At 36.0% G+C, this 19,072-nt stretch carries 19 protein-coding genes; 4 read left to right on the top strand and 15 right to left on the bottom strand.

Translation table 11 applies throughout. From position 1 onward, the window contains the following. Positions 1-455 precede the first annotated feature (455 nt). Genes WMO19_RS05755 through WMO19_RS05765 form a run of 3 tightly spaced genes read right to left on the bottom strand, consistent with a single transcriptional unit; the run spans position 456 to position 4,487 of the window. Entirely contained in the window at positions 456-1,709 is a 1,254-nt protein-coding gene (locus WMO19_RS05755) for an ABC transporter permease (protein WP_349170664.1), read from the bottom strand. Then, positions 1,709-2,392, bottom strand: a complete 684-nt coding sequence (locus tag WMO19_RS05760) for an ABC transporter ATP-binding protein (protein WP_349170666.1) — start codon at positions 2,390-2,392, stop codon at positions 1,709-1,711. The genes WMO19_RS05755 and WMO19_RS05760 overlap by 1 nt, the downstream gene beginning before the upstream one ends. Then, entirely contained in the window at positions 2,382-4,487 is a 2,106-nt protein-coding gene (locus WMO19_RS05765) for an efflux RND transporter periplasmic adaptor subunit (protein WP_349170668.1), read from the bottom strand. Before WMO19_RS05765 ends, WMO19_RS05760 begins: the two co-directional genes overlap by 11 nt. Positions 4,488-4,663: 176 nt before the next feature. Between WMO19_RS05765 and WMO19_RS05770 the strand changes: the two genes are divergently transcribed. Beyond that, positions 4,664-5,965 (top strand): Na+/H+ antiporter NhaC family protein, encoded by a 1,302-nt coding sequence (locus WMO19_RS05770; protein WP_349170669.1) that lies wholly within the window; start codon positions 4,664-4,666, stop codon positions 5,963-5,965. 124 nt (positions 5,966-6,089) lie between these two features. On the opposite strand, the gene WMO19_RS05775 is transcribed toward WMO19_RS05770, so the two are convergent. The 8 genes from WMO19_RS05775 to WMO19_RS05810 form a co-directional block, all read right to left on the bottom strand. Then, positions 6,090-6,377: an ABC transporter permease subunit gene (locus WMO19_RS05775; RefSeq protein WP_435891048.1), complete on the bottom strand. Its 288-nt coding sequence runs from the start codon at positions 6,375-6,377 to the stop codon at positions 6,090-6,092. A 9-nt stretch (positions 6,378-6,386) separates the two neighbouring features. After that, positions 6,387-6,914: an ATP-binding protein gene (locus WMO19_RS05780; protein WP_349170671.1), complete on the bottom strand. Its 528-nt coding sequence runs from the start codon at positions 6,912-6,914 to the stop codon at positions 6,387-6,389. 1 nt (position 6,915) lies between these two features. Then, on the bottom strand, positions 6,916-7,299 hold the full coding sequence (locus WMO19_RS05785; protein ID WP_349170672.1) for an ASCH domain-containing protein: 384 nt from the start codon (positions 7,297-7,299) through the stop codon (positions 6,916-6,918). Further along, complete coding sequence (locus WMO19_RS05790) at positions 7,277-8,326, bottom strand: hypothetical protein (protein ID WP_349170674.1); 1,050 nt, start codon at positions 8,324-8,326, stop codon at positions 7,277-7,279. The genes WMO19_RS05785 and WMO19_RS05790 overlap by 23 nt, the downstream gene beginning before the upstream one ends. Before the next feature lie 87 nt (positions 8,327-8,413). Beyond that, positions 8,414-9,058: an ABC transporter permease gene (locus WMO19_RS05795; RefSeq protein WP_288167274.1), complete on the bottom strand. Its 645-nt coding sequence runs from the start codon at positions 9,056-9,058 to the stop codon at positions 8,414-8,416. Beyond that, entirely contained in the window at positions 9,051-10,037 is a 987-nt protein-coding gene (locus WMO19_RS05800) for an osmoprotectant ABC transporter substrate-binding protein (protein ID WP_349170676.1), read from the bottom strand. Before WMO19_RS05800 ends, WMO19_RS05795 begins: the two co-directional genes overlap by 8 nt. Next, positions 10,037-10,672, bottom strand: coding sequence for an ABC transporter permease (locus WMO19_RS05805; RefSeq protein WP_349170678.1), 636 nt, complete (start codon positions 10,670-10,672; stop codon positions 10,037-10,039). Before WMO19_RS05805 ends, WMO19_RS05800 begins: the two co-directional genes overlap by 1 nt. Next, positions 10,665-11,885: an ABC transporter ATP-binding protein gene (locus WMO19_RS05810; protein ID WP_349170679.1), complete on the bottom strand. Its 1,221-nt coding sequence runs from the start codon at positions 11,883-11,885 to the stop codon at positions 10,665-10,667. Before WMO19_RS05810 ends, WMO19_RS05805 begins: the two co-directional genes overlap by 8 nt. Before the next feature lie 130 nt (positions 11,886-12,015). Between WMO19_RS05810 and WMO19_RS05815 the strand changes: the two genes are divergently transcribed. Further along, entirely contained in the window at positions 12,016-12,360 is a 345-nt protein-coding gene (locus tag WMO19_RS05815) for an encapsulin-associated ferritin-like protein (RefSeq protein ID WP_288163886.1), read from the top strand. A gap of 73 nt (positions 12,361-12,433) precedes the next feature. On the opposite strand, the gene WMO19_RS05820 is transcribed toward WMO19_RS05815, so the two are convergent. The 4 genes from WMO19_RS05820 to WMO19_RS05835 are packed head-to-tail and all read right to left on the bottom strand — an operon-like array spanning position 12,434 to position 16,553. Next, entirely contained in the window at positions 12,434-13,684 is a 1,251-nt protein-coding gene (locus WMO19_RS05820; RefSeq protein WP_349170681.1) for an AI-2E family transporter, read from the bottom strand. Between the two features lie 9 nt (positions 13,685-13,693). Then, on the bottom strand, positions 13,694-14,203 hold the full coding sequence (locus WMO19_RS05825; protein ID WP_349170683.1) for a hypothetical protein: 510 nt from the start codon (positions 14,201-14,203) through the stop codon (positions 13,694-13,696). Between the two features lies 1 nt (position 14,204). Then, complete coding sequence (locus tag WMO19_RS05830) at positions 14,205-15,071, bottom strand: radical SAM protein (RefSeq protein ID WP_349170685.1); 867 nt, start codon at positions 15,069-15,071, stop codon at positions 14,205-14,207. A 27-nt stretch (positions 15,072-15,098) separates the two neighbouring features. Then, complete coding sequence (locus WMO19_RS05835; protein ID WP_332087655.1) at positions 15,099-16,553, bottom strand: nicotinate phosphoribosyltransferase; 1,455 nt, start codon at positions 16,551-16,553, stop codon at positions 15,099-15,101. Positions 16,554-16,799: 246 nt separating this feature from the next. Between WMO19_RS05835 and WMO19_RS05840 the strand changes: the two genes are divergently transcribed. Together WMO19_RS05840 and WMO19_RS05845 are read left to right on the top strand one after the other, a co-directional pair. Beyond that, on the top strand, positions 16,800-17,618 hold the full coding sequence (locus WMO19_RS05840; protein ID WP_349170687.1) for a tRNA lysidine(34) synthetase: 819 nt from the start codon (positions 16,800-16,802) through the stop codon (positions 17,616-17,618). 94 nt (positions 17,619-17,712) lie between these two features. Then, positions 17,713-18,918: an FprA family A-type flavoprotein gene (locus WMO19_RS05845; RefSeq protein WP_349170689.1), complete on the top strand. Its 1,206-nt coding sequence runs from the start codon at positions 17,713-17,715 to the stop codon at positions 18,916-18,918. Positions 18,919-19,072: the final 154 nt, after the last annotated feature.

The following is a 19,072-nucleotide window of genomic DNA, read 5'->3' on the forward strand; positions in this document are numbered from 1 at the left end:
TCTTACTTTTTTACTAGGAATTTTTGTCTTAAATTTAAATTATTTCAATTTTTTTGATTTTTTATATGATTTTTGTATTAAGTTAATGTTAATTTTTCTTTTTTATGTTTCAGGTCTGCTACTAAATTTTAATATAGCTTTAATATTTCTCCCTCTTTGTAATACTTCCTTAAAATTTTCCCCATAAATTTTTTTGATGCTTTTTTCCGCCCTCAACTATTTATTATTAGTTATTAATTTTTTGGTCAAAACTTAGTCCCCTCTAACTTTTAAATTTTTTCACCTACAATATATAGGTATATAATAGAAAGAATTTGAAAAAGATACTATATAATAGAAGGAATTTGATTTTTTTATGTGTTTTTTAAATATTTTCATATTCGCCGCAAATTTTTGTCAAAAAAATATGCAAGCAAACTTTTTTTAAGCTTACTTGCATTTAATTCTTTTTTATTTTATTCGTATCTCAAGGCTTCTATTGGATCCATTTTTGCTGCCTTGTTGGCTGGGTAGTAGCCGAAGAAAATTCCTATTAGCATGGAGAAGCCCACTGCCACAATTATGGCGCCAAGGGAAGGAAGTGTCCTTGCCTTTAGGAGTGTGGATCCGATTATTCCTATGATGGTGCCAAGGGCTATGCCGAAGATTCCTCCGATTATGCAAATTATTACGGATTCGATTATAAACTGCTTTCGTATGTCTCCACGAGTTGCCCCCAGTGCCTTTCTTATGCCAATTTCCTTTGTCCTCTCTGTTACTGACACGAGAAGGATATTCATTACTCCAATGCCACCTACTAAGAGGGAAATGGCTGCTATGGCTCCTATTGCCATTTGAATTGATGACATGGCATTATTCATTTGTTCTATTTCACTTTTTGCTGAATAAAAGGCTACCTCTGCTCTAGGATTGTCAGCATAAAATTTTGAGTTTAATTCATCAACTATTGATTTTGCCTCTTCTTCTATGCTGTCGGAGTTTTTTAGGGTGATTGAAAGATCATAGTAAACTGTTCTAGGTTCACTTAAAAGTTCTCTATCGCCTGTTGTTCTTGGTATATATACTGTCGAGTTTGAGCCATTTATTGACTGACCCATTACTGACATTTCTTCGTACTCATAGACTCCAATTATTGTGGCGACTATTAACTTGCCGTTGACTTCAATTTTTGCTTCTCTTCCCAAAACTTCTGGCGCAGATACTTTATAAACTTTTTCTAAAACTTTATCTGATATTACTGCTACTGATTTGCCACGAGCGACATCTTCTTCGTTTAAAAATCTGCCCGCAATCATCTTTAGTTTAAAAAGATTTTTTTCTCCCTCAGATGTGGAAGATATGGATACTGCTTCTTTGTTTCTACCATCTTTTACATAGCCTTGTCCACTTTCTCCATGATAGATTAACTCCTCTATTCTCCTGCCCTTTTGAGCCTCTAAATATTTTAGTATATCTTCTGTGAAGAAATCACTTCCATTTAATTCGCTGCCGTCATAGTCTCCATTTTTGGGTCTTACATAGATTTGTACTCCTGTGTTGGCTATGGAGTCAAAGGCCTTGTTCACTGATTTTGTCAGTGCGTCACCTATGGTTGTTATTCCTATTACTGAGCCTATGCCTATTATTATGCCAAGCATGGTCAAAAAAGATCTTAATTTATTTGATTTTAGTCCTTCTAAGGAGAGTTTTATTGTTTCTAATAGGTCCATTAAATCTCCTCCAAGTTCCCGTCAGTCATCTTGTAAATCCTAGTTGCTTCTTCTGCCAGTTCAAGGTTGTGGGTGATGACTATTATGGTCCTCTTCTCCACTTCGTTTAGCTTGTGGAATAAATCCATGACAGTCCTGCCTGTCTTGGAATCCAAGGCTCCCGTTGGCTCGTCTGCCAAGATTATGTCGGGATCATTTGCCATGGCTCTTGCTATTGCCACCCTCTGTTTTTGCCCTCCAGACAGTTCGTTGGGAAGGTGGTTCATCCTGTCCTTCATGTCAACTATTTCAAGGAGTCTTTCTGCATGCTCTGCCCTCTCTTTTTTTGATACTCCTGCATAGGTCATGGGGAGTTCTACATTTTTTAGGGCATTGGATCTTGGTATGAGGTTAAAATTTTGGAAGACAAAGCCAATTTTTTTGGATCTATAGGCTGAAAGTTCGCTGTCCTTTAGGGATGAGATGTCAACTTTATTTAGCTCGTAATAGCCTGATGTCTGCCTATCTAAGAGGCCTATAATGTTCATGAGGGTTGACTTGCCTGAGCCTGACTGTCCCACAACAGAGACAAATTCGCCCTCATTGACATCAAAATCTATGCCGTGAAGGATTTCCAGTTCATTTTCCTTTCCAATGTTAAAGGATTTTTTGATGCCCTCCATTTTTATCAGCTTATTTTTCATCTTTTTCTCCAGTTTTTTCATCTGGCAAAGGACTCTCTTCTATTGTTACAGTATTTCCTTCTCCGTAGCCTCCAGATGTGGCAAGGACTTTGTCATTTTCCTTTAGGTCCTTAGATTTTATGGCTGTCTCTGCGTCATTGGAAAGTCCTAGGTTCACTTCCACTTTTTGGATTTGGTACTTATCCTTACCCATATCCTTTAGGGCGAGTATATAATTTTTGCCATCTCTTTCAAAGACTGCATCTGTTGGCACCTTGAAGGTGTTCTTTTCTTCGCTCATGATGTATTTTACTCTAAGGCTCATGCCTGGTGCCAGTTTTGTTTCTTGTCCCTCATCTAATTCAATTGTTGTCTTGTAGAGGACTTCGCCCGTTTTATTGTCGGCAGAGTCTGGCATTGGCACTGGATCTATGGAAATTACCCTGCCCTTATAAGTTTCACCCATGGCTGAATCTGATGTGATTTCCACAAGTGTTCCCACTGCCACTGAATTTTTGTCGTATTCTTTTACTTGTGATTCGATCCTCAAGGTGTCAATGGTTTCGATTTTTGCCACTGCTGCCGCTGGCGCTTGCCCTTCCTTGGCATTCACTTCTGTAACTGTGCCGTCAGCTGGTGCCTTTATCAGTGATTTTTCCAATTCTTCCGTCAAATTTTCGATTTCCACACTGTCTAAGTTGTTGGCGCCTGCCTTTGCAGTCTTTAGGTTGTCAGATAAGCCAGAAATTTCATTTGCCACTTGGGTCTTTGTGGATTCGAGATTTCTCTTGGCGCTTTCGTAATTGTCCCTGGCTGTCTCTAGGTTTTGCGCCAGTGTCTTTAGTTCGTCATCACGGGCTTTTTGTGCTTTTATGGCTTTGTCGGCATCAGAGGACAAGTCTTCCTTGGCTTTTTTCACTTCAAGCCTTGTTGCGTCAACTTGTTTTTGTTGACCTTCCAATTCTTTTTCCATTGCTTCTGCTTCTGATGTATATTTTTGCTGGTCAGCCTTGGCAGTGGCAAGGTCTTCTGATATTTTATTTACTTGGATTTCTACTTCGTTTTGTGTCCTTGTAAGTCTATTGATGTTTTCGTTGGCTGATTTTTTTATTTCCTCAAAGTTTATTGCCTCTATATCGTCTTGATTTTTTATAATGTCAGAATTAACTTTATTCAATTCGTTTTCTATTTCTATTATTTTTTGAGGATCATTTTCCTTCGATTTTTGTAAGTTAAGCTGATCTTTTCTTGCTTGAAGTGCAGACTTATCAGATTGTAAACTTGTAAGTTTTCCCTGAGCCTCAGAAAGTCTACCCTGTTCTTCCTTAATGGAAATTCCAAGTTCAGTTAGTCTTTTCTTCTCATTATCAAGTGCATTTTGTAGATAGTCCTCTTGCCTTGCCTTGTCTGCTGCCAGTGCCCTGTTGTCGGCAATTTTATTTGCATTCTTGTTCATGTCATCTTGCAGCTGTCTATATTTTAAGTCTGTTGCCTCTTCTTGATAGGCAAGATTTTCCTTCGTGCTCTTTTCTGCAACCATGCCTTGATTGTAGGCTTCATCCAAACTTCTTTTGAAGTCGTCATAGGATTTTTGTGCCGCAAGGTACTGGTCCATGGCTTGAGTAAGTGAAGTCTCAGCAGCGACTATGGCTGGATTTTTGCCAGAATCACGACCGGAAATTGCCTCATCAAGTCTTTTTTTGGCAGCAGAAATTTGTGCAGAAAGGTTTTTGTCTGTGGCAGACTTTTGTGCCCTTCTTGACTTTAGTTGCTGCTCAATAGAAGATGAATCAAGCTGAGCAATAACATCGCCCTTCTTCACCAGGTCGCCCACTTTTACATTTACATGAGTGACAGGAAGTGGCTTTTCTGCAAAAACTTCCACAGAGTTTGAAGGCACAACCTTGCCCTTTTCTGTCACAGAGTTAGTTACGCTGCCCTTCTTCAGTGTCACCACTTGGTTGGAAGAAATTATCTCTCCCTCTTTGCCATTTATCTTTCCTGAAATTATTTTAAAAATCAAAAATGCAAGGGCTATTAATAAAATTAGTCCAAGGATTTTTGTAATTTTGTTCTTGAAAATAAAGTTTTTTGTCCTTATGTATAAATTCTTCATATCTACCTCCGCAGTCAATTATATAATAATTTCCTTTGCCTTTGCAATAGTTATAAACTGCACATTTCTTAAATTTTTATTAAGATTAAGTAAAATTTTTATTAGTGAGTTTTATAAATTATAAAACATTTTATATAAAGATATAGTTAAGCTATAATGTAGTAGAGGTGATTACCATGGAAATGGCTGTCTTAATTTTATTTATGCTAATTTTATTCCTGGCAATAATTTTTAAAGTACCGATAGCCTTGGCTCTTTTTATAAATTTAATAGTCCTTGCACTTTATGCCTACAAGAAAAATTTTAGCCCAAGAGAAATTTTTAAGATGATTTCCCTTGGCATAAAAGACACCAAGACAATACTCCTGGTCTTTTCCCTTATCGGCATGATCACTGGCATTTGGCGACTATCTGGCACCATTGCCTACATAATTTATCATGGCACAAGTTTCATCTCGCCGAAGTTTTTTTATGTAGGAGTTTTTATTTTTAACTCCGCAATATCCTTTTTAACAGGAACAAGTTTCGGCACAGCATCAACTGCCGGCATAATTTCCATGTCCATATCAAATGCCATGGGCTTTAGTCCAGTAGTTACCGGCGGGGCAATTTTGTCAGGCTGTTTCTTTGGCGACAGGTCCTCTCCCATGTCCACATCAGCACTACTTGTGGCGACTCTCACAAAAACTGATTTATATAAAAATTTAAAGAATATGTTTAGGACTTGCATAATTCCCTTTGCCCTAACAATAATAACTTATCAAATCTTTAACCTTGGCATTGACGCAAGGGTCGACAAGGAAGGCATAAAGCTAATAAGAGAAATATTTAATTTCAACCCTTTATTGATTATCCCAACCCTTTCCATCATCCTGCTGTCAATTTTTAAGGTGAACTTAAAAATAAATATGGTGATTTCCATTGTAATATCAATAATTTTTGCCGCAGTCTTTCAAAATAAGGGGGCAGGCGAAATTTTTAGGGCGCTAATCTTTGGCTTTCACATAGATTCTGAGGCAGGTAAGCTTATAAATGGCGGCGGTCTTGTCTCCATGCTAAAGATGCTTTTAATCGTGGGTATATCCTCTGGCTACTTTGGGTTTTTTAAGGAGACAGACCTTCTTGTGGGAGTAAAAAAATATGTAAGAAGGCTTTTTGCAAGGCTGCCCCACATGGTGACCATGTCTATAATGTCCACAGTGATTTCAATTTTTTCATCCAACCAAACTCTTACCATAATGCTCACTTATGAAATGGCTCGTGAAAGCTATGGCGATAGCGAAAAGTTGGCGCTAGACATGGAAAACTCTGCCGTCATGACTCCCTCCTATATACCATGGAATATAGCAGGCAGGACACCCCTGGAGATGGTTGGCGCACCAGTTCTATCCCTATACTTCTCCTTCTACCACCACTATATAGTCCTAGTTAACACCCTAGCTTCTGTGATTGAGTTTAAGAAAAATAAAAAGAGTTAAGTTAAGGACTTGTAAAAATTGGAAAATATATATGTCTTAGAAATTTTAAAAAATAAAATTTTTGGCAAAAAAAACTCAGGCACTTCTATGTGATTTGTACCTGAGTTTTTTATTTTCTAAAATTTTAAATCTTAGTAAAGGTTCTTGGTGTTAGTTTGTGCTCGATTATTCCCAGCAAAAAGTCTGCCAAGACTGCCATGAGGGCTGTTGGGATTGCCCCTGCTATTATTATTGGACTGCCGTTGGCTACTGTTATTCCTCTCGTTATGATGTCGCCAAGTCCGCCTGCTCCTATGAAGGTTCCCACTGCTGTCACTCCTATGGCAAGGACTAGGGCGTTTCTTATGCCACCCATTATTATTGATATGGCAAGGGGCAGTTCCACCTTTGTCATTAGCTGAAGATTTTTCATGTAGATCACTTAAAATCTTAATTGTATAAATCTTATTAATTCTTTTATCTCTTGATCACTTTGTATCTCAAAAATCGGAATGTTTTTTAACTTTGAAAATTCCTTAGCCCTTTTGATTTCAGCTTCTTGAAAATCATATATTAATCCTTCATCCCAGGATTTATTATCTCGAGTTTCTAACCTGTTTTTTATAACTTCTGGTCTTTCAGTCTTTAAAATTATTTTTTTTATTTCAATATCATTAAATATTGAAAAAGGCAACTCGACTATTTCTGCATTAGCATTCAACAAAGTAAAATGACCATCTAATAATACAATTTCATCATTCGAAAAAATATATTCACTTAATTTAAGCTTCCATAAATCTTGGTTGTTTTCAATGTTTTGGGTGAATTTCTCTCCACTTTTAATATCATTACCAGCTTCTCTAATTAAATCGCTTACTGATAAGCTTATTATATTCATAAATGTTTTTAACTTATCCGTTAAAGTTGTTTTTCCGACACCGTGTATACCTACCAATAAAAAATATGACAAATCAACGCCCTCCTACATAACAGAATGACTGTGGAGCTGTCTTTATATTACAATCAAGTTGTTTCAAATCTAAAGGCTCATCGTATTCAACAAAATCTTCTATTTTTATTGCAAACCCGCTTTCTTGGTCTTTAAAATATCTGTAAAAAAACTCTTCTGAAATGCCAGAAAAATTTTTTGTCTCTTTCCAAAGCGCCTCCAAATCGCGTTCAATAATTTCTCCAATTTCAAATTCTCCAACTACTTTGCCATATGGCTTTGTCGCATAAACTATTACAGATGATACATTTGGTTGTTTAAATAGTTTTTTTCTATATTCAAATTTTTTCTTACCCTCAATAATTTCTTTTACAAACTCTGGTTTAATAGATAATAAAACTTTCATTCAATTCTCCCTCTTCTAGTATTTTAGCAAACTGTTTATCTGTTAAATGAACATATCCCATGTAAGTTTTTCTATCAAATCCAATCTTTTCAACCAAATCTTTTCTAATAATTCTATGATTTAAAGGAGCATTATACAACATTTTTATTATATACGGGTATTTTCTTGTTGCCCAAAAATAGCTTAACTCATTTTTATTAAAGATAGTACCTTCACCACAATAATTTATAAATCCTTCTAAAGAATTAAACTCATCAATATATTTCATTTCTACAACTGTACAAATCGAAGTAGCCACTGATGAATACTCTGCTACGTTATTTTCTTTTGTTCTATAGATAACGATAAAATCTCCTGGCTTCATATTAGTTACTCCAACCATATTACAAAGATATATTTTTTCACTTGTATTAGTAAATGATAAATCTTCTACAATGTGATTACGCTCTGTGTTCAGTCTGGAATCAGGAAAAAGTTTTGTATGATATTCTGGACGAATTGATAGCAAATGTTTATCCGTATTATTCGATAAATTAATTCTAGGAAAATCTTTATAAATATTACCTTGTTTTCTCAAATCTTTAAAATAAACTAATTCGCCATTAGATTTTTTACCCCAAAGTAAAAAACCAAATTTCTCAAATAAATTAATCAAACCTTCTTGTTTTTTAAATAATGTAGCATATGTAAAATCATAACCATCATTTAACATTTTTCTTAAAATAATACTTAAAAACCTTTGCCCCAATATGGTTCCATGTGAGTCTATCTTTAATGTTCCAATTTTTAATCTTCTTCTTTTGTCAAAAGCTGGTATTATATCAAGATCGTCTTCTTCTTCATCTTTAAGATATAAAAACCCTGCTAATTGCCCATTTGACCTTAAAACATAGGCTTTTTCTCCCATATCAGCTTTCTTCTTTAACCAAATATCAAAATTTTCATAATCAGTTCTTAGAGAATCAAAAAATATATCATCGAAATTTAAGTCTTTAATTTGAACTCTTTCAATAACATCTTTATTCATTTTGCACCTCCTGTTAAATTAATTATAACATTTATAAAATTTTTATATACTTTTTAATTAACATAAAACGAATAAAATTTTTGAATTTTAAATCTTGGTAAAGGTTCTTGGTGTTAGTTTGTGCTCGATTATTCCCAGCAAAAAGTCTGCCAAGACTGCCATAAGGGCTGTTGGGATTGCGCCTGCTATTATTATTGGGCTGCCATTAGCTACTGTTATTCCTCTCGTTATGATGTCGCCAAGTCCACCTGCTCCTATGAAGGTTCCCACTGCTGTCACTCCTATGGCAAGGACTAGGGCATTTCTTATGCCGCCCATTATTATTGATATGGCAAGGGGCAGTTCAACTTTTGTCATGAGCTGAAGCTTGGTCATGCCCATGCCTGTGGCTGCGTCAACGAGTTCTGGTGTTACTGAATTTATTCCCGCCACTGTATTTTTTAGGATTGGAAGGATGGCGTATAAGAATACGGCAAAGACCACTGTGTCTGGTCCCGTTCCTATTAAAAACATGAGGATGGCAAGCATGGCAAGGGAAGGTATTGTCTGCATTACATTGGCAATGCTAATGGTAAGCCTTGATAGTTTTCTCCTTCTTGCCACAAAAAATCCAAGGGGAATTGCTACTATTGATGCAAATAAAACTCCGTATATGGAAATTAGAAAGTGTCTAAGGAACTGCTCAAAGACATAGGATGAGTTTTGTGCATAGTAAATTATTACATCAGACATTTTTTCCTCCTTCCACAAATTCTTTGTATTCTTTTATTTTATTTTTGTCAACTTTTAGGTCTTCAAAATAATTATTCTTCTTCAAAAAGTTTTCTGCTACCTTTGCTGGCATTTCTAAGTCTTCATCGGCTTGCCTGTTTAATTCCTGCATGGTTTCTGATGGGATTTGTCCCACAAGTCTCATGATGGTTTCTTCCACTTCTGGATATTTTTCTACTATTGCCTTTGATGCTACTGGTGAGCAATCATAAGGTGGGAAGAGTCTTTTGTCGTCTTCTAGGACTACTAGGTCGTAGGATGAAATTTTGCCATCTGTTGAATAGCCAAGGACCACATCCATTTCTCCGCTGGCAAGGGCTGTGTAGACAAGTCCTATGTCCATGGGGTAGATTGTCTTAAATTTAAAGCCGTAAATTTCTTGGAAGGCCTTGTAGCCGTCGCCCTCTCTCTTTATCCAAGCTGTATCCACGCCAACACTGGCTTTATCTGCTAGTTTTTCAAGGTCTGAAACCTTCTTTAAATTATTTTCTTCTGCAAATTTTTTTGTAACCATAAAGGCATAGGTGTTGTCAAAGCCAAAGGATGGATACCAATATCTTTCCCATCTCTTGTAATATTCCTTCATTACAACTTCTTCTGCCTTTTTTGGATCCTTTATGGGTTCCATGCCAAGCTCGCCACTGAGGGCTGTGCCTGTGTACATGCCTCCAACTACATTGACATCTCCCTTTAACATGGCTATGTGATTTAGGACTGATGATGATAGGTTTGTTATAAGTGAAACTTTAAGGTCTGTGTGGTGCTCAATCATTTGCTTTACTATTTCACCTAAGATTTGTCTTTCTGTATTTGAGCCTGTGGCTACAACTACATTGGTCTTGGTATTTCCTCCTAGACCTGGAAGGGTGCAAGATGTTAAAAGCATGGATAGCATTACAAAAATCAAAATTAGTTTTTTTAATTTATTTGTTTTTTTCATTATGCCACCCCACTTGTCTTGTTAGGTGAAAGTTTGTCTTCAAGTATGCCAAATAAGAAGTCTACAATTATTGCCATAAGGGTAACTGGGATTGTTCCCCAAACTACCATAGGCATTATGGCATTGGTAAGTCCGTTAAAGATAAAGTCGCCAAGTCCACCTGCTCCTACATAGGCTGCAAGTGTTGTCCAAGCAAGGACATAAATGGCAGAAAGTCTAATGCCACTCATAATTACTGGCATTGCCATAGGTATTTGCACTTTAAATAAAATTTGTGACCTGGTCATGCCCATGCCCCTTGCCGCATCTATTAGCTTGTCATTTACTCCTGCTATGCCAAGATAGGTGTTCCTCAAAATTGGAAGTAGGGAATATATGAAAAGTGAAACTATGGCTGGCTTTTTGCCCACGCCAAAAATTGGAATCATGAGGGCAAGTAGAGCAAAGGAAGGCACAGTTTGTAGAACTGATGCTATTGCCATGACAATTTTTGCTGCCGTCTTTGAGCGTGTCAAAAATATGCCAAGGGGCACTGCTATTAAAACTCCAAAAAAGAGTGAAATTGAGGCAATAAAAAGATGCTCCAGGGACTTTGAAAGGATCTCCGTGCTATTAGTCATTAAGAAATTAAGCATTATCTTCACCTATCTTCTTAGAGGATTCTCCCGATGCATCCTTCATAAGTTTAGATAAATTGTCATCTTCAAAAATTTCTTCAACTTCATCTTCCTCTTCATTTTCCCAAAGGTTTGTGTAGATTGTGTCAACTACTGAGGCTCTAGTTACAAGTCCAACTAGTTTATTTTCAGAGTCAACTACGGGAAGATTTTTTATGTCCAAGTTATAAATGTCACGAATGGCATTCATTATTACAGTGTCTTCTCTTATGGCATAGACCTTTTCCATAACTTCATCAAGAGATTTTATCTTCTTGCCAAATCGACCAATGTCAAACATACCCACTGCTCCAAGTAGATGATTTTCTTCGTCTGTTACAAAAATTGTGTCTACTCTCTTCTTTCTCATAAGGGCTAGGGCATCGTAGGTTGACCTATCTGAAGTTAAGGAAACTGGATTCTTAAGCATAATAGTTTCCACAGTCCTATAAGATGTCTTGGCTTCGTTTAACTTTTCTTCCCCAAGCATATCTTCTACATACTTGCTCTTTGGATTTTTCAAAATATTTTCTGGCGTGTCAAATTGCTCCACATGACCCTTTTTCATAATTACAATTCTATCTGCAAGGCTAAGTGCCTCGTCCATGTCGTGAGAGACAAAGACTATGGTCTTTCCCATTTCCTTTTGCAGTCTCTTTACCAGTTTTTGTAGGGCGTCTCTAGTTATTGGGTCAAGGGCACCAAAGGGCTCGTCCATTAAAATTATGTCTTGGTCTGCCGCAAGAGCTCTTATTACACCAATTCTTTGTTGTTGACCTCCAGATAATTCTGAAGGATATTTATCTAAGTAAGATAGTGGAAGGTCCACTTTTTCGATTAAATTTTCTGCTATGGGTCTTAATTTGTCTTCGTCCCACTTCAAAAGTCTAGGCACGAGGACAATATTGTCATAGACAGTCATGTGTGGCAAAAGTCCAATTTGTTGAATTACATAGCCAATTTGCCTTCTTAAGTCAACGGGATCCATTTCATTTATATTTACGCCATTTATTAAAATTTCTCCGCTAGTAATGTCATTCATCCTGTTGATCATTCTCATGCAAGTTGTCTTGCCCGATCCACTGGCTCCAATAAAACATATAAATTCTCCATCCTTAAATTTTAAATTTATATTTTCAGCTGCAACCTGATTGCCGGGATAGATTTTACTGACATTTTTAAATTCTATCATTTCAATCTCTCCTTTTCTGTCTTTTTTTATTATACCCCAAAAAAGACATTTTCAATTTTTTGTTTATTTTCCACATTTTTGGGTTATAATTTTAATAGCCGATTGTATTTTTGTTTTAAGGAGGCATATTATGGCTAACGATTATCACGAACCCGCAGCGGAAATGACAAAGAAATCAAGAGAAATTATTAGGGCGATTAATTCACTAAAAGAAGAAATCGAAGCAGTTGACTGGTACTACCAAAGAGTTGCTGTAACTGATGACAAGGAATTAAAGGAAATCATGTGGCACAATGCTGAAGAAGAAATTGAACACGCAATGATGACCCTTGAATGGCTTCGCCGCAACCAAGAAGGCTGGGACGAACAAATGAGAACTTACTTGTTCTGCGAAGGAAATATTTTGGAAGCAGAAGAAAAAAGTAAAGAAGAAGATGAGGAAGAAGACAAAAAAGATAAGAAGAAGAAAAAATAAATAATTTATATTTAAAATTTTCCAAGAAAAAACTGCTTAGAGAATAATTTTCTCAAGCAGTTTATTTTTTATTTTAAATTTTTTTCATTCTTAAATCTAAATTTTTCTCGTCGATTTTATATTTTGTATACTCTCTCATTAGTTCATAAAGAGTTGATGCCAGTGGAATAAAAGCCCACATTCCCACTACTCCAAATAATGATCCACCAAGTGTAATGGCAACAAGAGTCCAAAGTGAAGGAAGTCTAACTTCGTCTCCAACAATTTTTGGATAAATTAAGTTTGATTCAAGTTGTTGAAGAATTACAATTAAGACCAAAAACATAAGAGCCTTTGTGGAGTCTTCTATTACTATCATAATAAAGCACATTGCTCCACCAAGGAAGGGACCAATAATTGGAATTAAATCTGTGACGCCAACTATTACCCCAAGAGTTGCCGCATTGGGTATCCTTAAAACAAAGGAAGCCACAAAGGTCGCAATACCTATAATAGTTGAAACTGTAAGCTGTCCTCTTATGAAACCAAAAAAGTTTTCGTGAAGAAGATGAAATACATGAATTATTTTATTTGCAAGATTGTTATCGAAAAAGGAGTAACAAATTCTCTTAGCTTGATAGCCAAGTCTTTCCTTATCTGCCAAAATGTAAATTGATATAATTAGGGCAAGCATAAAGGATACAAGTCCACCTAAAATACTTGATGCAGTGGAAAGAGCGCCACTAAGTATTTGTGATGACTTGTCACTGGATGTGACAAATCCCTTTATCCTATTAAATATTTCATTCCAGCTTAAATTGTCATATTCACTTTGCAACTTGTCTGAATAATTATTTAGATAAGGTATTTCTCTAGTCTTATCTATTGCCATTTGTAAAAAGCTAGGTAGGGACTTTCTAAGTCCATCAAAGGAATTTATTAGCTGTGGCACAATTATTGCAGTAATAAGGAAAAATACAAGTATTATAAATATAAAGGAAATTGCAATAGAAATTGTCCTCTTGTGTTTTTGAAATTTTTCATTTCTTACCTTGTCAAAAACTTTTCTCTCTAAAAAGTTTAGAGGTATTTTCATAATAAAGGCAATGACTCCTCCAAGTATAAAGGGTGCCAATATACCAAGTAGGACTCCAAAGCCTTTGAAAATACTTTTGCTATTTAAAAATAAATAGGCGACAAATAAAAGTGCCAGTCCCAGTAAAAAAACTTTCTTGTAAACTTCGTTTTTAAAGGATAGTTTTTTCAAAGGAAGGCTTGTCTTTTCCATTTCTTCTAGTTCTTTTCTTTCTTCTCTTTCTTCTCTTTTTTCTCTTCTTTCTTCCATATTTCTCCTCTATTCTTTTGAAAAGTCGTCAAATAATTTAAAGTAGTCTTCAAAAAAAGATTTTTGCATACTACTTATGCTCTTGACGTAAATTTCAGAAAAATCCATCATGAGCTTCATTTGCCTTGAGAAGATGTCGGCGTAATCGTCTATTATGCCCATAGTTTCTTCTTCCATCTTCTCTTTGTCATAAAGCATTGGCAAATTATTTTTTTTCTTAAATTTTTTCTTCCTGTCATCTTCAAAATTGCTTGGATTTACTTCCATAATTATTTCAAAATCCTTGTTGGAGGGCTCATCTTTTTCCTTGTAGTCAATTTCAAGTTTTTCTTCTTTACGAGGAGCCTTGCTATAATCAAGGGGAAGCAAAAATCTTATGGGATTTACTGCAAGAGCCTTCTCATCCTCATCCTTGGTAAAGGAAATAACGCCCCTATTTTGGTGCTTGGAAATCTCCTGTAATTTTAAATCCTCTTCATTTTTTGAAGCTGCATTATTTTTTAAATCTTTTTTACTCAATTTAGAAACCTCTCAATACATCAGGTCTAAAGTTTTTCTTTTTCAAAGTTTTTTCAATGGACTTTATTAGAGCCTCTCTATCTTCATTTAAGTTGCCTGCAAGTAGGACATAATTTGATGCGTGATTGGACCTAAAGACTGTGCCTTCTGAATCCACATGCTCCAAAAATATTTTCATCTCTTCCAAAATTTCTCCTGCATCTGGCATTTTAAATTTGCCAGAGATGTAGTCGGCATAAAGAGGAGTGTTCTTATAAATTCTCATTGTGAGATATCCCAAAAAGTCTGGCTTTGTTTCAGAGACAAGTTTGGCAGTTCCAATAGCATTTCTTTCCATGCCATCAACTCCACCAAGACCTGCAATAATAGTTACAGAAGTCTTAAAACCTGCTTCCTTTGCCTTTTTCATTGCTGTGACATATTCCTCATAGCTGATGCCCTTTTGAATCTCTTTTAGGAGGTCCTCGTCGCCTGTTTCAAAACCAATATAGAGCATTTCAAGTCCTTCTTCTCTTAGAGCCTTTAATTCTTCAAGGGACTTCCTGTTAATGTCCTGGGCTGTCGCATAGGATGAAACTCTATTTACATTGGGATAATATTCTTTTATAGTTCTTAAAATTTCAAGTAGATCTTCTGTCTTTAAGATCAAGGCATCTCCGTCAGCCAAGAAAATTCTCTCGAAATAATCTCCATAGGAGCTCATGTCGATTAAATCCTTTTTTATATCTTCAAGAGGTCTAATCCTAAAGTCGTCATCTTTATACATGTAGCAAAATGTGCAAGAATTGTGGGAGCAACCCACTGTTGCCTGAATAATTAGAGACCTTGCCTCACTTGGCGGTCTAAAAACATTTCCGTAATACTGCATATTTCTTCCCTTTCTATTTTTCTATTTTTAATTTTTACCGTGTTTCTTTAAAAGTTGGTCCTTAACTTCCCAAAGTTTTTCTGACAAGTCAACGATGTATTCATTTGGATTGTCAAGTCTCTTTGTTTCTTCCCAAAGTGTGTCAAGTTCTCTCTCTGCCTTTTCCTTTATCTCTTCAAGGCTTGGAAGCTTGTAGACAAGTTTTCCCTTGTCATAAATTTGTACTAGAACCTTTTTGGCTGTGTAGTCAGTGAGGGTTTTTCTCTTCCAAGTGTAAACTGGGTGGAAGATTTCATAATTGTCTTCAGGAATTTCTTCATCCCTTAGGGCAATTACATCTGCCATTGCCTTGCCTGTTTCATTTTCATAAAATCTGTAAAGTTCTTTAAAGCCTGGAGTAGTAATTTTCGCAACATTTTCAGAAATTTTTATCTTTGGAATAATTTTTCCATCTTTACTTACAGTTGCAACTAATTTATAAACTCCGCCAAAAACTGGAGATGATTTTGATGTAATAAGTCTTTCCCCAACTCCAAAGGAATCAAGCTTTGCCCCTTGGTGGAGGATTGTCCTTATAGTGTACTCGTCAAGAGAGTTTGATGCCATAATTTGTGCGTCAGGATAGCCTGCATCGTCAAGCATTTTTCTCGCCTTGTTGGAGATGTAAGTGATATCTCCTGAGTCAATTCTTATTCCCTTTGGTCTAAATCCACGAGGGAGGACTTCTTCGTCAAAAACTTTTATGGCATTAGGTATGCCTTCCTTTAGGGTGTCGTAAGTGTCAACTAGAAGTAGACAGTTGTCTGGATAAACTCTTGCAAAGGCCCTAAAGGCTTCAAGTTCAGAGTCAAACATTTGAACCCAAGAGTGTGCCATGGTGCCAAGAGCTGGCACTCCAAACATCTTATCAGATAAAGTGTTGGCAGTTCCTGCACAGCCACCAATGTAGGCAGCCCTTGCTCCTAAGTTTGCAGCAGAATAACCTTGCGCCCTTCTTGATCCAAATTCAACAACTGGCCTTCCCTTGGCTTGCTTGACAATCCTAGATGCCTTAGTGGCAATCATTGATTGATGATTTAAAGTCAAGAGAACCATAGTCTCAAGCATTTGTGCCTGGATAGCAGGACCCTTAACTGTGACAAGGGGTTCACCTGGAAAGGCGAGAGTTCCCTCTGGCATTGCCCAGACATCGCATTGAAAGTCAAAATTATATAGATAATCTAAAAATTCTTCGTCAAAAATATTTTTGTCTCTCAAAAATTCTATGTCTTCTTCGGAGAAGTGGAGATTTTCCATGTACTCGATTAATTGTTCTAGACCAGCAACAATTGTGTATTCACCGTTGTCAGGTACTTCCCTAAAAAACATATCAAAGATGACAGTCTTGTCTCTCATGCCTTCCTTAAAAAATCCATTTGCCATTGTTAATTCATAAAAATCCACAAGTAATGTGTAATTTTTCTTAACGTTATAATTTACCATTTTATACTTCCTTTTCTTCTTTCTACATAAGTAGAGTCCCTTAGTTAATTACATAAATTATATCACATCATAAATATTTTTTGAAAAATTAATGATTTTTAGCCCTTTATTTTAAAATAGATGTTTTTTATAAATCACCAATATTTTTTTAGCAGAAAAATTTTTAACTGGCCTACAAATTCTATTATATTAAAAATAAAAATTAACTGTGCTATAATAAGATTAGATTGGTAAAGGTGGAATTTTTTGGAAACAATAAAAAGCACTGTGGACATAGAAAGGTCCCTTATAAAAACTTACAGACGAGACATATATAAAAAATTTGTGCAAGGCGTAAATAAGTACCAGCTTATAAGCCCTGGCGACAAGATTGCCGTTGCAATTTCTGGTGGCAAGGACTCCCTCACTCTTGCAAAACTCTTGCAGGAATTAAAGAAACACAACAAGGTGCCCTTTGACCTGGAATTTATAGCCATGGATCCAGGATACCTTCCTGAAAATAGAGAGAGGTTGGAGTTTAACTGCGAAAAGCTTGGCATACCAGTAAAGATTCACGAGTCTGATGTTTTTTCCGTTGCAGAAAAAATGTCTGAGGGCGGATCTCCCTGCTATATGTGCGCGAGAATGCGCCGTGGAAATTTATACAACAGGGCTCAGGAACTTGGCTGTAACAAGCTTGCCCTAGGTCATCACTTTGACGATGTCATAGAGACTGTTCTTTTAAATATAATTTATGCTGGCGACTTCAAGACTATGATGCCGAAATTAAAATCGCAAAACTTTGAAGGGCTTGAACTAATTAGACCCATGTATTTAGTTCGTGAAGAGGCAATTATTCGCTTTATGAGGTCAACGGGACTATCTGCCCTTGACTGTGCCTGCACTGTGACAAAGAAAAAGTCTGGCAACAAGAGATTTTTTATTAAGGACTTAATCGAAGAGCTAAAAAAAGAAAACAAAAATGTAGACATAAATATTCTTCGAGCAACTGAAAATGTAAACATGGAACAAATCTTAGGATTCAAAGAAAAGGGAGAGCGACACGACTTTTTGGAATTTTATTAGGAGGAGATATTAAAATAATTTCTTGTCAAAGGACTTGGTCCTGATCTTAAAAGACTTAAGGTAGTTTAAATAAATTAAAAATAAGGAGGATTTTATGGAAAATTTATTGTCAGTGCCTATTAAAAATGACATTTACTATATAGGCACAAATGATAGAAAGACTGAACTATTTGAAGGCATGTGGCCCCTACCAAAGGGAGTTGCTTACAACTCTTTTCTTGTTAAGGGCGAAAAAAATGTACTTTTTGACTTAGTAAGAGTAAACACAATTGATTCCTATGTGCAAAAAATAAATGAAATAATTGGCGAAGGTGAAAAGATTGACTACATTATGATTAATCACATGGAGCCAGACCACACTTCTTCAATTAAATCAATTTTGGAAATCTATCCAGATGCGAAACTTGTTACAAATAAAAAAGCTGTTGCCATGCTAAATAATTTCTATGAGATTACAGACAACATCATAGAAGTTAAGGATGGTGAAACACTAGAACTAGGAGATAAAAAATATACTTTTTACATGACTCCAATGGTTCACTGGCCTGAATCTATGGTAGCCTATGAAGAAACTACAAAGACACTTTTCTCACAAGATATTTTTGGTGGCTTTGGAACTCTTGACGGCGGAATTTTTGACGATCAAATTGAATACGACGCTCACTATCACGAAGAAACAACAAGATATTTTATAAATATAGTTGGAAAATATGCAGCACAAGCCCTTAAAGCTTTAAATAAATTAAGTGGACTTGAAATAGAATTAATTTGTCCAGATCACGGACCTATTTGGAGAGAAGATCCTAAGAAAATAATTGACATCTACACATCTCTTGCTAAACAAGAAACTGTTGACGGATGCGTTGTTATCTACGGCTCAATGTATGGAAATACTGAAATGATGGCAGAAGCTGTGGCAAGGGGACTTTCTGAAGGCGGACTTAAGAATATCAAGGTCAGAGACATCACAAAGACATCTAACTCCTATCTCCTATCAGATATTTGGAGATACAAGGGCGTAATCATAGGATCATGCTCCTACGACAACAACTTATTCCCACCAATGGATTATCTAATGACAGAAGTTTCTCACCAAAGAATGAAAAATAATTATTGGGGAATTTTCGGCTCCTATTCTTGGTCAGGCGGTGCTCTTAAAACCCTAAAGAAATACATGGAAGATGGCAAGTACGATGTACTTGACACACAACTAGAAATCCAAGGTGCAGCAACGGATGAAGAAATTAAAAAGCTTATAGACTTTGGAAAAGAAATGGCTGCAAAAATTTTAAACAAATAAAAAATTAATCGTCACGAATTTTGAACTGACCCCCAAAAGTTGGACTAACAAACCAACTTAAGGAGGTCAGTTTTTTAAGGCTCTATGTCAAATATTGGGGAGACTCGTTAACTCGAGTCTCTCTTTTCATTTAAAAATCAATACTTAGACGCTA

It is taken from the genome of Peptoniphilus hominis (ex Hitch et al. 2025) (assembly GCF_040096015.1).
Lineage (GTDB): Bacteria > Bacillota > Clostridia > Tissierellales > Peptoniphilaceae > Peptoniphilus_A > Peptoniphilus_A hominis.

Bases quoted from the DNA above. Each gene is read 5' to 3' on its own strand.
- WMO19_RS05805 (WP_349170678.1), bottom strand. From the start codon at position 10,672: ATGCTTAATTTCTTAATGACTAATAGCACGGAGATCCTTTCAAAGTCC.
- WMO19_RS05795 (WP_288167274.1), bottom strand. From the start codon at position 9,058: ATGTCTGATGTAATAATTTACTATGCACAAAACTCATCCTATGTCTTT.
- WMO19_RS05815 (WP_288163886.1), top strand. From the start codon at position 12,016: ATGGCTAACGATTATCACGAACCCGCAGCGGAAATGACAAAGAAATCA.
- WMO19_RS05830 (WP_349170685.1), bottom strand. From the start codon at position 15,071: ATGCAGTATTACGGAAATGTTTTTAGACCGCCAAGTGAGGCAAGGTCT.
- WMO19_RS05790 (WP_349170674.1), bottom strand. From the start codon at position 8,326: ATGAATAAAGATGTTATTGAAAGAGTTCAAATTAAAGACTTAAATTTC.
- WMO19_RS05760 (WP_349170666.1), bottom strand. From the start codon at position 2,392: ATGAAAAATAAGCTGATAAAAATGGAGGGCATCAAAAAATCCTTTAAC.
- WMO19_RS05800 (WP_349170676.1), bottom strand. From the start codon at position 10,037: ATGAAAAAAACAAATAAATTAAAAAAACTAATTTTGATTTTTGTAATG.
- WMO19_RS05785 (WP_349170672.1), bottom strand. From the start codon at position 7,299: ATGAAAGTTTTATTATCTATTAAACCAGAGTTTGTAAAAGAAATTATT.
- WMO19_RS05820 (WP_349170681.1), bottom strand. From the start codon at position 13,684: ATGGAAGAAAGAAGAGAAAAAAGAGAAGAAAGAGAAGAAAGAAAAGAA.
- WMO19_RS05845 (WP_349170689.1), top strand. From the start codon at position 17,713: ATGGAAAATTTATTGTCAGTGCCTATTAAAAATGACATTTACTATATA.
- WMO19_RS05775 (WP_435891048.1), bottom strand. From the start codon at position 6,377: ATGAAAAATCTTCAGCTAATGACAAAGGTGGAACTGCCCCTTGCCATA.
- WMO19_RS05755 (WP_349170664.1), bottom strand. From the start codon at position 1,709: ATGGACCTATTAGAAACAATAAAACTCTCCTTAGAAGGACTAAAATCA.
- WMO19_RS05770 (WP_349170669.1), top strand. From the start codon at position 4,664: ATGGAAATGGCTGTCTTAATTTTATTTATGCTAATTTTATTCCTGGCA.
- WMO19_RS05765 (WP_349170668.1), bottom strand. From the start codon at position 4,487: ATGAAGAATTTATACATAAGGACAAAAAACTTTATTTTCAAGAACAAA.
- WMO19_RS05835 (WP_332087655.1), bottom strand. From the start codon at position 16,553: ATGGTAAATTATAACGTTAAGAAAAATTACACATTACTTGTGGATTTT.
- WMO19_RS05810 (WP_349170679.1), bottom strand. From the start codon at position 11,885: ATGATAGAATTTAAAAATGTCAGTAAAATCTATCCCGGCAATCAGGTT.